Genomic DNA, 13,374 nt, shown 5'->3' on the forward strand with positions numbered 1-13,374 from the left:
CCCGTCGCGGTGCGCGCGAAGGCGATGCGGGCGGGGAGCGTGGCGCGGGGCGTTGTCACCTGGGAAGGATAGCCGACAGCCGCCCGCGATCCCCTCGGAGGCTCAGGAGTTCGGGTGCGCGACGAACACCGTGCCCCGGCCGGTGACGGTGAGCTCCGTCTCGTCGGTGATGACCGCGGCCTCCCCGCGCGCCAGGGTCACGGAGCCGGCGCGTCCGCGGAGTTCGACCTCGCCGTCGGTGACCAGCGCGATCGCGGTGCCCGGGAGGGCCACGGTGGCGGACGCGGTCGCGGCCGTCAGCGCGATGTGCTCGAGGGCGAAGTCGGGCACGTCCGGGCGGAAGGTCTCCACCCCGGCCGCCGGGTGCTCCGGCGCGAGCGGCGTCGCCCGGATCGGCGTGAAGTCGAGCACGCTCACCAGTTCGGGCACATCGATGCGCTTGCGGGTCAGTCCGCCGCGCAGCACGTTGTCGGAGGCGGCCATGAGCTCGATGCCGAGACCGCGGAGGTACGCGTGGATGTTCCCGGCCGGCAGGTAGAGCACCTGCCCGGGGCGCAGGGTGGCGCGGTTGAGCAGCAGTGCGAGCACGATCCCCGGGTCGCCGGGGAACGCGTCGTCGAGCATGCGTACCGTGTCCGCGTCGCGGTCGTCGGGGAGCGCACGTGCCGCGCGGACCACCTCGGCGACGAGGAGGTCGACCTCCGGGTCCTCGCCGAGAAGCCACTCGGTCGCCCGCCGCAGCACGGCGCCCGGCTCGCCGACGAGGGTGCCGGCAAATCCGGCGAGGACGGCGCCCCCGGTCGTGGCCGCGGCGAGACGCTCGAAGGCGGCGCGGCTCTCCTCCGGATCGCGGAAGCCGCACAGCGCCTCGAAGGGGTCGCTCAGGGCGAAGATGAGCTCCGGCTTGTGGAACGGGTCCTTGTAGTTGCGCTCCGCCGAGTCGGCCGGAAGCCCCGCCGCGTTCTCCCGATCGAAGCCGGCGCGGGCCTGCTCGGGGGAGGGATGCGCCTGCAGCGACAGCGGTCCTGCGGCGGCCAGCACCTTCAGCAGGTAGGGGAGGTTCTTCGTCCGCTCCCAGGAGGCCAGGTCGGCCGCCCCGTCTGCGATGGCGGGATCGAGCACCCGCGCGGGAGAGCCGGGATGCGCGCCCAGCCACAGCTCCGCCTCCGGTCCGCCGCTCGGCCGCGTGCCGAGCAGGCCCGCGATCGCGGTCGTGGAGCCCCACGCGTAGTCGCGCGGGGTGTTGCCGATGCGCACAAACATCCGTCGCCGTCCCTTTCGTTCCGTTGGACCAAACTACCAATCGCTTTGTCCGCGCCGTGCCGGGTCCTTAGGCTGGCGGCGGCCCGACCATCCCTGTGGACGCACTGGAGCACACATGCCCTTCGAGACCATCGCCGGCGACTTCTACGGCTTCGAGACCCTCCTCTCCGACCGGGAGAAGGACTTCATCACCACCCTGCGCGCACAGCTGGAGTCCGAGGTGAAGCCGATCGTCAACGAGTACTGGGAGAAGGCGGAGTTCCCGCACCAGATCATCGACGTGCTGCACCGCAACGGCGCGATCGGCCTCGGTTTCCCGGAGACCGCCCCGTTCGAGAACTCGGCGGTGTTCCGCGGCTGGGTCGCGCTGGAGCTGGCCAGGGTCGACGCGTCGGTGAGCACCTATGTCGGCGTGCAGAACGGCCTCGCGCTCGGTGCGGTCGGCGTCTGCGGCTCGGACGAGCAGCGGGCGGAGTGGCTGCCCAAGCTGGCGAGCGGCGAAGTGCTCGGAGCGTTCGGGCTGACGGAGCCCACGTCCGGCTCCGACTCGGCGCAGGGGCTCAAGACCGTGGCGACGCGCGACGGCGGCACCTGGATCCTGAACGGCTCGAAGCGCTGGATCGGCAACGCCACCTTCAGCGACATCACCGTGATCTGGGCGAAGAGCGCGGAGGACGGTCAGGTCAAGGGCTTCATCGTCCCCACCTCGACCCCGGGCTACACGGCGACGAAGATCGAGGGGAAGCAGTCCCTCCGCATCGTGCAGAACGCCGACATCACGCTCGAGAACGTCGTCGTGCCCGAGTCGCTCCGGCTGCAGAACGCGAACAGCTTCAAGGACACGGCCCGCGTCCTCCGCCTCACCCGCGCCGAGGTCGCCTGGGCCGCGGTCGGCGTCGCGGTCGGCGCCTACGAGGCCGCGCTGCGCTACACGAAGGAGCGCGTCCAGTTCGGCAAGCCGATCGCCTCCCACCAGCTGATCCAGGACCTCCTGGTGAAGTCGCTCGGGAACATCACCGCGTCGATCGGCCTGTGCACCCGCGTCTCGCAGATGCTCGACGACGGCGAGCAGCGTGACGAGCACTCCGCCCTGGCGAAGGCCTTCGCGACGGCACGCATGCGCGAGACGGTCGCCTGGTGCCGCGAGGCCCTCGGCGGCAACGGCATCGTGCTCGACTACGACGTCGCGCGGTTCTTCGCCGACGCCGAGGCGCTCTACTCCTACGAGGGCACGCGCGAGATGAACACGCTCATCGTCGGCCGGGCGATCACCGGGCAGGCCGCGTTCGTCTGAGCCCCTCCACGTCCTCCGTCGGAAACGGAGGACGTCCCTCCCACACGCGCGCCGGACTCCTCCCTTCCTGAACATTGAGGCGGTTATCGTCCCTCTTCACCTCCCTTTTTTCCGCGAGTCGGCACGAGCGAACTCGCATCTCCCGCTGCGCTGAAAGGGAGGATGTCGCGCTCGACACGCCGGGGATGGTCGGGCAAGGGAGGACAGCGGCGGGAGGCGGGCCGGGAAAGCCTCCGTTTCTCCGGCCGATAGGGTGGGCGAAGGCCGGATGAGGAACGAGGAGGACCCCCGTGGCGTGGTTGGTGACCGGAGGCGCAGGCTACATCGGAGCGCACGTCGTGCGGGCGTTCCGCGACGAGGGGATCGACGTCATCGTCGTCGACGACCTGTCGAGCGGTCATGAGGAGTTCGTCCCGGAGGATGTTCCGTTCTACCGGGGCACCATCCTCGACGCCGAGCTGCTCGCGCGCATCTTCGCCGAGAACACCGTCAGCGGTGTCGTGCACGTCGCCGGCTTCAAGTACGCGGGCGTCTCCGTCCAGCGTCCGCTGCACACCTACGAGCAGAACGTGACGGCGACCGCGGTGCTGCTGGGGGCGATGCAGGACGCGGGCGTCGACGCCATCGTGTTCAGCTCCTCCGCGGCCGTCTACGGGACGCCGGACGTCGACATCGTCACCGAGACCACGCCGAAGAACCCCGAGTCGCCCTACGGGGAGTCGAAGCTGATCGGGGAGTGGCTGCTTCGCGACCAGGGCGTCGCAGCCGGTCTGCGGCACACCTCTTTGCGCTACTTCAACGTGGTCGGATCGGGCGATCCGAGCCTGCGCGACACCAGCCCGCACAACCTGTTCCCGCTGGTGTTCGACGCACTGGTCGCCGGGCGAACGCCGCGCATCAACGGGGACGACTATCCGACGCCGGACGGCACCTGCGTGCGCGACTACATCCACGTCGCCGACCTCGCCGTCTCCCACGTCGCCGCCGCGAAGCGCCTCGACGCGCACGACACGATCGAGCCGGTCTACAACCTCGGGAGTGGCGACGGCGTCTCCGTCGGGCAGATCATGGCGACCGTCGCCGAGGTGACGGGAATCGCCTTCACCCCAGAAGTGGGGCCTCGACGGGCGGGGGATCCCGCGAGGATCGTGGCATCCGGAGAGCTCGCATCCCGCGATCTCGACTGGAAGATGCGCCACTCGCTCGAGGACATGGTGCGCAGCGCCTGGGAAGCACGCCAGGCGGCGTCCTGACACCGCTCCCCGGCACACCCGTCAACCGGGCGTGTCGGGATTGTTGTCGTTCTCCGGCGCGTCGCGAACTCTCGACCAGCGGTCAAGGCTTTACGATTCGCGACTTGACGTGAGCGAATGACAACGGTGTAATTAGGGCAACGCGGGAATCTCGTGTTTCAGCAGTTCATGGGTGGGGAGACCGATATGCCAGTTCCTGAATATCGTTCTGGGGTACCCGACGACTGGTTCATCGACCCGGTCCGGCTCGGGGTCCCGGGCGTCCGTCCGGCGGAGGTCGAAGACGACAATCCGCTCGCGTGGCAGACCGACGCTCTGTGCGCCCAGACGGATCCGGAGGCGTTCTTCCCGGAGAAGGGCGGCTCCACCCGCGACGCGAAGCGCATCTGCACCTCCTGCGAGGTGCGCTCGCAGTGCCTCGAGTACGCCCTCGCCAACGACGAGCGCTTCGGGATCTGGGGCGGACTCTCCGAGCGCGAGCGCCGCAAGCTCCGCAAGCGCGCCGTCTGACCCGGCCGCCGAAACCACGCCGCGCCCGACCCAAAGACGGGATCGGCGCGAGGCCGACCTAGGCTGACTGGCGATGTATCCGAGAGTCACCGCCATCGTCGTCGCCCACAGCGGCGGCCCCCGCCTGCAGCGCACTCTCGACGCCCTCGCGGAGCAGACCCGTCGACCGGACGCCGTGATCGCCGTCGACTGTGCGACGTCGGACGACGCTGCGCGCCTGCTCGCCGAGTCCCGGCCCACCCAGTTGCTCAGCGTGCCGGAGAAGCTGCCGTTCGGTGCGGCCGTCGCCACCGCCGTCCGCGTCCTTCCCCCCGCATCCGACGCCGGGCAGCTCCTCTGGCTCCTGGCGCAGGACACCGCTCCGGAGCCGCAGGCGCTGGAGGCGCTGCTCGCCGCTCTCGAGGTGTCGCCCTCTGTCGCCGTGGTCGGACCCAAGCTGGTGGACTGGGACGACCCGGCGCTCATCCGCGAGTTCGGCGAGGCGATGACGCCGTTCGGCGCCTCGGTTCCTCTCGTCGAGAACGAGCTCGATCAGGCGCAGCACGACGGCCTCAGCGATGTTCTGGCCGTCTCGAGCGCCGGGATGCTCGTCCGGCAGGCGCTCTGGGAGCGGCTCGACGGCTTCGACCCGGCCCTCCCGACCGTGGACGACGGCCTCGACTTCTGCACGCGGGCCCGCCTCGCCGGGTTCCGCGTCACCCTCGTCGCCCAGGCGCGCGTCGCCATCGCGGGCGACGGTGTCGCGGGCCCGAACCTGTCGTCCAAGTGGACCGTGCGCCGCCGTCTCTCGGGGGAGCGCCGCAGAGCCCAGCTGCACCGCCGGATGGCCTACGCTCCCGGCTGGGCCGTCCCGCTGCACTGGCTGACCCTGGTGCCCCTCGGCATCCTGCGCGGGCTCGTACGCCTGCTGCGCAAGGAGCCCGGCTCCGTCGGCGGAGAACTCGGCGCCGCCTTCCGGGTCGCGTTCTCCGGCATGGCGGTGGGCAGCGCCCGCCGCAGGCTCGCATCCGCACGCGAGGTGGGCTGGGCGGCGGTGGCTCCGCTGCGCATCCCCTTCCCCGAAGTTCGCCGCGCGCGTGCCCTCAAACGCGAAGCCGCGATGGTGCGCCAGCAGGGCGAGAAGCAGGACCTCGACTTCTTCGGGACGGGCGGTGGATGGGCGGTGCTCGCCGCGCTCCTCGTCGGCGTCGCCCTGTTCTTCCCGCTGATCGGCTCTGGCGCGCTCGCGGGAGGCGGACTCCTCCCGCTCGACACCTCGGTCGGCCAGCTGTGGGCGAACCTCGGGTACGGCTGGCGCGACGCCGGCCTCGGCTTCGTGGGCGCCGCCGACCCGTTCTCTGCGGTGCTCGCCGTGCTCGGAACGCTCACCTTCTGGCAGCCGTCGCAGTCGCTCGTCCTGCTCTGGGTCCTCGCCGTCCCGCTCGCGGCGCTCGGAGCCTGGCTGGCGGCAGCGCGGCTGACGACCCGCGCCACCCTGCGCGCCTTCGCCGCTCTGGCCTACGCCCTCGCGCCGACCCTGCTGGTGGCGCTGCAGGGCGGGCGCCCATCGGCCGTGCTCGCGCACATCCTGCTGCCCTGGCTGTTCTTCGCCGGCCTGGCCGCTCGCCGTTCGTGGGCGGCCAGCGCCACGACGGCCCTGCTCGCAGCGGCGACCGCCGCGTGCGCGCCCGTCCTCATCCCCGCTCTCGTGATCGCCTGGATCGCCGCGATCGTCTTCGCCGGCCGTCGCGCCGCGCGGATCGCGTTCATCCCGTTGCCCGCCGTCGTGCTGTTCGCGCCGCTCGTCTGGCAGCAGGGAGCACGGGGAGCGTGGCTGTCGATCTTCGCGGATCCCGGCGTTCCGCTGGATGCACGCCAGACGCCGGCCTGGCAGCTCGCGCTCGGCTTCCCGGACGGCGCCCTCGGCGGCTGGCACGCGCTCGCCACGTCGCTGCATCTTCCTTCGGCGTCGGCCAGCCTGATCGTCCCGATCCTGCTGGCGCCCCTCGGCGTGCTGGCCATCCTCGCGCTGTTCCTGCGGGGGACGGTCCGCGCGATCGTCGCCCTGCTCGTCGCCCTCGCCGGCTTCCTGACGGCCGTCGCCGCCCTCCATGTGCAGATCGCCGTCTCGGGTGCGACCGTCGTGCCGATCTGGCCGGGCAGCGCGGTGAGCCTGTACTGGCTGGGGCTGATCGCCGCGGCCGTGCTGGCCCTGTCCGCCGTCGGACGTGCCGCCGTCTACCCGGCGTGGGTCGCGATCGTCACACTGACCGTCGCGATTGTTCCGGTCGGAATCGCCACCCTCACCGGCCATTCCGACGTCCAGGAGAGCGACGGCCGCACCATGCCCGCCGTTGTCACGGCGAAGGCGGCGACCCAGCCGCGCACCGGGACGCTGCGCATCGTCCCGCAAGGACAGGGCGGCATCCGCGCGGAGATCGTGCGGGGGAGCGGTCAGACGCTCGACGACCAGTCGACGCTTGCCGACACCCAGCGCTCGATGACAGCCGACCAGCGGGCGCTCGCTCAGCTGGCCGGCAATCTCGCCTCGCGCAGCGGGTACGACGCCTCCGCACAGCTGAAACGTCTCGGAATCGACTTCGTCCTGCTGACTCCCACCGAGACGGCCCTCCCTGGTCAGGACGACGCCGCCGGCGTCGCCACACGATCGCGCGCAGCCGTCGCGATGGATGCGAACCCCCTGCTCGCGCCCGTGGGCATCACCTCCTCCGGCCGGCTCTGGGCGTTCGACCGCGGGACCTCCGATCTCCCGGCCGCCGCGCAGATCCCGGCCGACGCCGGCGGCATCTGGCGCGTGCTCGTGCTGCTCGTCCAGGGCATCGTCATCGGTGTCACCGTGCTGATGGCCATCCCCACCACCCGGTCCGCCGACCGGGTGTCGGAGCTGTCCGCCCGCCGACCGGAGCGGCGACGCGACGACGAGACCGCGGTCGAGCCCGACGACGAGCCGGAGGAGCCGGCCGTCGCCGACGGCGTGGCGGCCGAGAGCCTCGACGAATACGAGGCGGAGCCCGACGACGAGGCGGTCGTGGAGTCCGCCGAGGTCGACGACGTCCCCGAAGTCGAGCCGGTCGCAGAGGTCGAGCCGGTCGCGGAGTCCGAGCCGGTCGCAGAGCCGGAGCCGGTCGACGAGGCCGAGCCGGTACCCGAGCCGGAGACGGCCGCGGAGCGTCCGGAGGATGCGCCGGCGTCCGCCGAGGACCCGGCCGCCCCCTTCGACGAACCCGGCGTCCACGACACCGATCGCCCTGTCGAGCGGGACGTCGAGCGTGTGACGACGCCTCCCGCGCCGACGACGCTCGAAGACGGACTGGAGGAGACCATCATCCGACCCCGACGAACCTCCGACGGAGGCGACCGTGGCTGACCGCAGAGGCCTCGCCCGCATCGGCGTCCGCGCGGTCGGCGGGGTGATCGGCGTCGGCATCGCCGTCGCGGCGGTCGCGGGGGCGACCCTGCTCCCCCTCCCGGACTTCGCGATCGGGGCCCCCGCCCAGACCGTCACCCCCGTGCCCGCCGATCAGCAGCGTGTCTGCCCCGGCCCTCTCCTCCAGCTGGCGGCAGACGCCGGAGAGGCCACTCGCCCGAGCGCCGTCGGCACCCCCACCTTCGCGTCCGCCGCCGACGACGCGGACGTGGACATCACCTCCCTGAAGCCCGATGCGGACACGGCGTCGCGGGATCAGGCTCCGCAGGTCGCCTCCGTCGCGACTCCGCGGAACGCGACGAAGCCGCCCCTCTTCGCGGCCGCTCAGATGCAGAGCGCGGACGCCGACGATCTGGCCGGCCTGGCGGCCGCCGCCTGCGCGGAACCCGCAGCCGATACGTGGCTGGTCGCCGGCTCCACGGCTCTCGGGCAGACCAGTCTCGTGCTGCTGAGCAACCCGAGCGAGGTCGACGCGACCGTCGACCTGACGGTCTTCACCGAGACCGGGGCCGTCGACGCCCCCGGTGCGGCGGGGATCCTCGTCCCGGCTCGGTCTCAGAAGGTCGTGCCGCTCGCCGGCCTCGTCCCGTCCGCGGCGGCGACCGTCGTGCGTGTGCAGACCACCGGCGGCCAGGTCGCCGCCACGCTCCAGCAGAGCTTCGAACAGGGCATCCAGCCGCGAGGGGCCGAGCTCGCCGGCCCGACCGGCGGTCCCGCGCGGCAGCAGATCGTTCCCGGCGTGACGATTACCTCCACGGACGCCATCCAGGGCGAGCAGTCGGCCGAAGGCGTAGGGTTCGCCTTCCCCGTCGTGCGGTTGCTCGCCCCGGGGCAGGCCGACGCGCAGGTCACCGTCGGGGCCGTCGGAGAGACGGGGACGGCCGTCGGCAACTCGTACGCGACCACGGTCAAGGCCGGACAGGTCGCCGAGATCCCGCTCGATCACCTCAAGGACGGCAGCTACACGGTGACGGTGAACTCCAACGTTCCCGTGGTCGCCTCCGTCCGCACCTCTGTGATCGGTACGAAGGCGCGCGATTTCACCTGGTTCGCGTCGGCGCAGGAGTTGCAGGACGACCTGCTGGCGTCCATCCCCTCCGGGGCCGATGCGACCATCCACTTCGCCAACGCCGGCGAAGCGGACACGACGGTCACGGTGTCCCGCACACGTCCGGGAGGCACGCCGACGAAGATCGTGGTTCCCGCTGAAGGGGGATCGCACGCCCGTCTCGGCCCCGGCGCCTACGGCATCACGGGTGCCGACGGGCTGCGGGGCAGCGTCAGCTTCGCGGCGGACGGTCGCGCGAGCAGTTTCGCGCTCAGCCCGCCCGGACCGCTCGCCGCGCCGATCACGGTCTACCCGAACTGACGTAGGCGCGGAGGGCCGCCGCCGGTCAGAAGTGCCGGTACCGGTCTGGCGCGAGGTCCCACGGGTCCTTGCCGAGAAGCTCGGCGACGGCGCGGAAGACGCATCCCTCGATGTACATGCGCCGGTGCAGCTCGTCGTCGTGGTGCAGCTTGGTCAGACGCTGGATGGGCACCCGGTACAGCACGATCCGCCTGCGGGCCGCATCCACGCGCCACCGGTCGACGCCGTCGGCGCCCGAGTTGCCGATGGGGGTCGCCGCGACCTCGAAGTGGACGTTCGCCAGCTCCTCCGGCCAGACGCCCTTGAGGTAGTCGGCGGTGGACGCGACCGTCATGTCGAAGAAGTCGATCCGGTTCTGCAGCATCGGGAGGTGCGGGCCGGTCACCGGCCCCCGTGCGCCCCGGCCGTGCCTGCTCCGCCAGCGGCTGGTCGCCGGGGTCTGACTGCTGGTGCGGCGGTTGCGGGGCATGTCGCCATCCTACGTCGGACGCTGTCGGGTAGTCTGAGCCCGATGTTGAGCCGCCCGTGTTCCCGTGTCGCGTGTCCGCGCGACGCCGTGCAAACGCTCACCTACGTCTATGCCGACTCGATGGCCGTGCTCGGACCCCTCAGCCTGAAGCACGAACCGCACTCCTACGACCTGTGCGCGATCCACGCGGAGCGCCTCTCCGCTCCCCAGGGTTGGCAGATCGTCCGTCACGTCAGCGTCACCGACGCGTGAGGCGGTCGTCGCGGTAGGTTAGGGGCCATGAGCATCACCGACCCGCGCCTGCAGTCCGTCGTCAAGACCTACGACATCCGTGGACTGGTCGGGAAGGACCTCACGGAGGAGGTCGTCGAGGCCATCGCCGCGGGGTTCGTCGACGAGGTGCAGGCCGCGGGGACCGACGTCATCGTCGGCCACGACATGCGCGACTCCTCTCCGGCTTTCGCTGCGGCGTTCGCGCGCGGCGCGCAGACCCGCGGGGCCGACGTCGTCTCGATCGGGCTGTGCTCCACCGACGAGTCCTACTTCGCCTCCGGTTACCTGCAGGCGCCCGCCGCGATGTTCACCGCGAGCCACAACCCGGCGACCTACAACGGAATCAAGCTGTCCCGGGCCGGTGCGCAGGGCCTGAGCATGGACACGGGCCTCGGCGCCGTCCGCGACCGGGCCGCCGAGTACCTGCGCGACGGCATCCCCGCCGTGGAGCGTCCGGGGACCTTCCGCGAAGAGGATGTGCTGGAGCGCTACGTCGCGTACCTCCGCTCGCTCGTCGACCTCAGCGGCATCCGGCCGATCACGGTCGTCGTCGACGCGGGCAACGGGATGGGCGGGCTGACCGTCCCCGCGGTCCTCGGAGAAGCCGCCGGGCTCCCCGCGCTGCCCATCACGGTCATCCCGCTCTACTTCGAGCTCGACGGGACCTTCCCCAACCACGAGGCCAACCCGCTCGAGCCGAAGAACATCGTCGACCTGCAGCGCGCGGTCGTCGAGCACGGGGCCGACCTGGGACTCGCCTTCGACGGCGACGCCGACCGCTGCTTCGTCGTGGACGAGCGCGGGTCCGCCGTCACTCCGTCGGCCGTCGCCGCGATCGTCGCCGTGCGGGAGATCGCGCGTGCCCGCGCGGAGGACCCGGACGCGGAGATCACGGTCATCCACAACCTCATCACCTCGAACATCGTGCCGGAGACCATCGAGGCGGCGGGTGCCGTTCCGCTGCGGACGCGCGTCGGCCACACCCTGATCAAGGATGCGATGCGCCGCTCCGGGGCCGTGTTCGGCGGCGAGCACTCGGCGCACTACTACTTCCGCGACTTCTGGAGCGCCGACAACGGGATGCTCGCGGCGATGCACCTGCTCGCCGAGTTCGGCGCGCAGGACCGCCCGCTGTCCGAGCTCTCCGCCCGCTACACCCCGTACGCGATGTCGGGAGAGATCAACTCGACCGTGGACGACGTCCCTGCCGCGTTCACGCGGATCGTCGAGGCCTTCACGCCGCGCGCCGACTTCGACGAGCTGGACGGCCTCACCGTCACCGGCCGCGTGGCGCAGGACGAGCCGTTCTGGTGGTTCTCGGTGCGTCCATCCAACACGGAGCCGCTGCTGCGGCTCAACGTCGAGGCGGCCGACCAGGCCACCATGGCGCGCATCCGCGACGAGGTGCTCGCGCTCATCCGCGGCTGAGCGTCATGCCCGGCTCAGAACGGGGAGGGCATGCCACAATAGAGCCCATGCCAGCTAGCGCCACAACCGCCCTGCCGTTCAAGGTCGCCGACCTCTCCCTCGCCGCCGCGGGACGCCACCAGATCCGCCTCGCCGAGAACGAGATGCCCGGCCTGATGGCCCTCCGTGCCGAGTTCGGCGACGCGAAGCCGCTCGCCGGAGCGCGCATCGCCGGCTCGCTGCACATGACCGTGCAGACAGCTGTGCTGATCGAGACCCTGGTGGCTCTCGGCGCCCGCGTGCGCTGGGCGAGCTGCAACATCTTCTCCACGCAGGACGAGGCCGCTGCCGCGATCGCGGTCGGGCCGACCGGCACCCCCGGCGCGCCCGCCGGCGTTCCCGTGTTCGCCTGGAAGGGCGAGACGCTGGAGGAGTACTGGTGGTGCACCCAGCAGATCTTCGACTGGTCGGCCGAGGCCGCCGCCGACGGAGCCGACTACCTCGGCCCGAACCTCATCCTCGACGACGGCGGCGACGCGACCCTGCTCGTCCACAAGGGGCGCGAGTTCGAGCTCGCGGGAGCCGTGCCCGACGACGCTGCCTCCGACAGCCACGAGTACCGCGTCATCCTGGCCGCCCTGCGCGAGTCGCTCGCCGCATCGACGGACCGCTGGACCCGCATCGCCTCCGACATCCTCGGTGTCACCGAGGAGACCACCACGGGCGTCCACCGGCTGTACGAGCTGGCCAAGGAGGGCGGGCTGCTGTTCCCGGCGATCAACGTCAACGACTCGGTCACCAAGAGCAAGTTCGACAACAAGTACGGCATCCGCCACTCCCTGCCGGACGGCCTGAACCGCGCGACGGACGTGCTCATCGGCGGCAAGGTCGCCTTCGTCGCCGGCTACGGAGACGTGGGCAAGGGCGCCGCTGAGGCGCTGCGCGGACAGGGCGCGCGCGTCATCGTCAGCGAGGTGGACCCGATCAACGCGCTCCAGGCCGCCATGGACGGCTACCAGGTCGCCCGGCTGGAGTCGGTGATCGACCAGGTCGACATCCTCGTCACCGGCACGGGCAACGTGAACGTCGTCACGCTCGACCACCTGCTCGGCCTCAAGCACCTCGCCGTCGTCGCCAATGTCGGCCACTTCGACAACGAGATCGACATGGCGTCGCTCGAGGCGCTCCCCGGTGCGGAGAAGGTCGAGATCAAGCCCCAGGTGCACGAGTGGCGCCTCCCCACCGGCCGCAGCATCCTCGTCCTCTCCGAAGGGCGCCTGATGAACCTCGGGAACGCGACCGGCCACCCCAGCTTCGTGATGAGCAACTCCTTCACCAACCAGGTGCTCGCCCAGCTCGAGCTCTACGTGTCGCCGGAGAACTACCCGGTCGGCGTCTACGTGCTCCCCAAGCACCTCGACGAGAAGGTCGCGCGTCTGCACCTCGACGCGCTCGGGGTCGAGCTGACGACGCTCACCGACGAGCAGGCCGCCTACATCGGCGTCCCGGTCGACGGACCGTACAAGGTCGACCACTACCGCTACTGATGGCCCTCGACTTCGCCGACCGGGAGCTCCCCGGCGGCCTGATCCTCCGGGTGCGGAGAGAGCAGGACGCCGGTGCGCTCGCCGCCGCCTACCAGCGCAACCGCGGCCACCTCGCCCCGTGGGACCCGACCCGCACCGAGGACTTCTTCACCGAGGCGGGACAGCTCGCCCAAACCCGCGAGCTGCTGGCGCTGCGCGAGATGGATGCGGCCCTCCCGCTGGTGATCGCGGAGGGCGACCAGATCGCCGGCGGGTTCACGCTCAGCCAGCTGGTCCGCGGCGCGTTCCAATCGGCGAACGTGGGGTACTGGCTCGACCGCGACCACGTGGGCCGGGGCCTCGCCTCCGCTGCGCTCATCACCCTGGTCGATGCCGCGCGCGACGACTACGGCCTCCACCGCCTGCAGGCGGCGACGCTGCTCGCCAACCATGCGTCGCAGTCGGTGCTGACCCGTGCCGGGTTCGAGCGCATCGGGGTCGCCCCGAACTACCTCAACATCGCCGGCCGCTGGCAGGACCACGTCCTGTTCCAGCGCATCCTGCACGACTGACCGCCGGCGCG

At 71.4% G+C, this 13,374-nt stretch carries 11 protein-coding genes; 9 read left to right on the forward strand and 2 right to left on the reverse strand.

All coding sequences use genetic code 11. The features are described 5' to 3' along the window. Nucleotides 1–102: 102 nt before the first annotated feature. The gene (manA, locus tag BJ963_RS00795) at nt 103–1,263 is read right to left on the reverse strand and encodes a mannose-6-phosphate isomerase, class I (protein ID WP_179453910.1); all 1,161 of its coding nucleotides are present in this window, start codon (nt 1,261–1,263) and stop codon (nt 103–105) included. A gap of 115 nt (nt 1,264–1,378) precedes the next feature. On the opposite strand from manA, the gene BJ963_RS00800 reads away from it, so the two are divergent. The 5 genes from BJ963_RS00800 (at nt 1,379) to BJ963_RS00820 (ending at nt 9,116) form a co-directional block, all read left to right on the forward strand. Next, entirely contained in the window at nt 1,379–2,557 is a 1,179-nt protein-coding gene (locus BJ963_RS00800; RefSeq protein ID WP_179453912.1) for an acyl-CoA dehydrogenase family protein, read from the forward strand. A 290-nt stretch (nt 2,558–2,847) separates the two neighbouring features. Next, nucleotides 2,848–3,810, forward strand: coding sequence for a UDP-glucose 4-epimerase GalE (gene galE / locus BJ963_RS00805; protein ID WP_179453914.1), 963 nt, complete (start codon nt 2,848–2,850; stop codon nt 3,808–3,810). 186 nt (nt 3,811–3,996) lie between these two features. After that, complete coding sequence (locus BJ963_RS00810; protein ID WP_089913217.1) at nt 3,997–4,320, forward strand: WhiB family transcriptional regulator; 324 nt, start codon at nt 3,997–3,999, stop codon at nt 4,318–4,320. Nucleotides 4,321–4,393: 73 nt separating this feature from the next. After that, on the forward strand, nt 4,394–7,687 hold the full coding sequence (locus BJ963_RS00815) for a glycosyltransferase (protein ID WP_179453916.1): 3,294 nt from the start codon (nt 4,394–4,396) through the stop codon (nt 7,685–7,687). Continuing rightward, nucleotides 7,680–9,116, forward strand: a complete 1,437-nt coding sequence (locus BJ963_RS00820; protein WP_179453918.1) for a DUF5719 family protein — start codon at nt 7,680–7,682, stop codon at nt 9,114–9,116. The genes BJ963_RS00815 and BJ963_RS00820 overlap by 8 nt, the downstream gene beginning before the upstream one ends. A 25-nt stretch (nt 9,117–9,141) precedes the next feature. Here the strand turns inward: BJ963_RS00820 and BJ963_RS00825 are convergent, their stop codons facing one another. Continuing rightward, the gene (locus tag BJ963_RS00825; RefSeq protein WP_179453920.1) at nt 9,142–9,585 is read right to left on the reverse strand and encodes a metallopeptidase family protein; all 444 of its coding nucleotides are present in this window, start codon (nt 9,583–9,585) and stop codon (nt 9,142–9,144) included. A gap of 42 nt (nt 9,586–9,627) precedes the next feature. Here BJ963_RS00825 and BJ963_RS00830 point away from each other — a divergent pair, with 42 nt between their 5' ends. The 4 genes from BJ963_RS00830 to BJ963_RS00845 are packed head-to-tail and all read left to right on the forward strand — an operon-like array spanning nt 9,628 to nt 13,363. Continuing rightward, nucleotides 9,628–9,837, forward strand: coding sequence for a DUF3499 family protein (locus BJ963_RS00830; protein WP_089913204.1), 210 nt, complete (start codon nt 9,628–9,630; stop codon nt 9,835–9,837). Between the two features lie 27 nt (nt 9,838–9,864). Then, the gene (locus BJ963_RS00835; RefSeq protein WP_179453922.1) at nt 9,865–11,286 is read left to right on the forward strand and encodes a phosphomannomutase/phosphoglucomutase; all 1,422 of its coding nucleotides are present in this window, start codon (nt 9,865–9,867) and stop codon (nt 11,284–11,286) included. Between the two features lie 47 nt (nt 11,287–11,333). After that, the gene (ahcY, locus tag BJ963_RS00840; RefSeq protein ID WP_179453924.1) at nt 11,334–12,812 is read left to right on the forward strand and encodes an adenosylhomocysteinase; all 1,479 of its coding nucleotides are present in this window, start codon (nt 11,334–11,336) and stop codon (nt 12,810–12,812) included. Further along, the gene (locus tag BJ963_RS00845; RefSeq protein WP_179453926.1) at nt 12,812–13,363 is read left to right on the forward strand and encodes a GNAT family N-acetyltransferase; all 552 of its coding nucleotides are present in this window, start codon (nt 12,812–12,814) and stop codon (nt 13,361–13,363) included. The genes ahcY and BJ963_RS00845 overlap by 1 nt, the downstream gene beginning before the upstream one ends. The last annotated feature ends 11 nt before the right edge of the window (nt 13,364–13,374 follow it).

This window comes from Leifsonia soli, from assembly GCF_013408745.1.
GTDB lineage: Bacteria > Actinomycetota > Actinomycetes > Actinomycetales > Microbacteriaceae > Leifsonia > Leifsonia soli.

Bases quoted from the DNA above. Each gene is read 5' to 3' on its own strand.
- manA (WP_179453910.1), bottom strand. From the start codon at position 1,263: ATGTTTGTGCGCATCGGCAACACCCCGCGCGACTACGCGTGGGGCTCC.
- BJ963_RS00800 (WP_179453912.1), top strand. From the start codon at position 1,379: ATGCCCTTCGAGACCATCGCCGGCGACTTCTACGGCTTCGAGACCCTC.
- BJ963_RS00810 (WP_089913217.1), top strand. From the start codon at position 3,997: ATGCCAGTTCCTGAATATCGTTCTGGGGTACCCGACGACTGGTTCATC.
- BJ963_RS00815 (WP_179453916.1), top strand. From the start codon at position 4,394: ATGTATCCGAGAGTCACCGCCATCGTCGTCGCCCACAGCGGCGGCCCC.
- BJ963_RS00825 (WP_179453920.1), bottom strand. From the start codon at position 9,585: ATGCCCCGCAACCGCCGCACCAGCAGTCAGACCCCGGCGACCAGCCGC.
- BJ963_RS00830 (WP_089913204.1), top strand. From the start codon at position 9,628: ATGTTGAGCCGCCCGTGTTCCCGTGTCGCGTGTCCGCGCGACGCCGTG.
- BJ963_RS00835 (WP_179453922.1), top strand. From the start codon at position 9,865: ATGAGCATCACCGACCCGCGCCTGCAGTCCGTCGTCAAGACCTACGAC.
- ahcY (WP_179453924.1), top strand. From the start codon at position 11,334: ATGCCAGCTAGCGCCACAACCGCCCTGCCGTTCAAGGTCGCCGACCTC.
- BJ963_RS00845 (WP_179453926.1), top strand. From the start codon at position 12,812: ATGGCCCTCGACTTCGCCGACCGGGAGCTCCCCGGCGGCCTGATCCTC.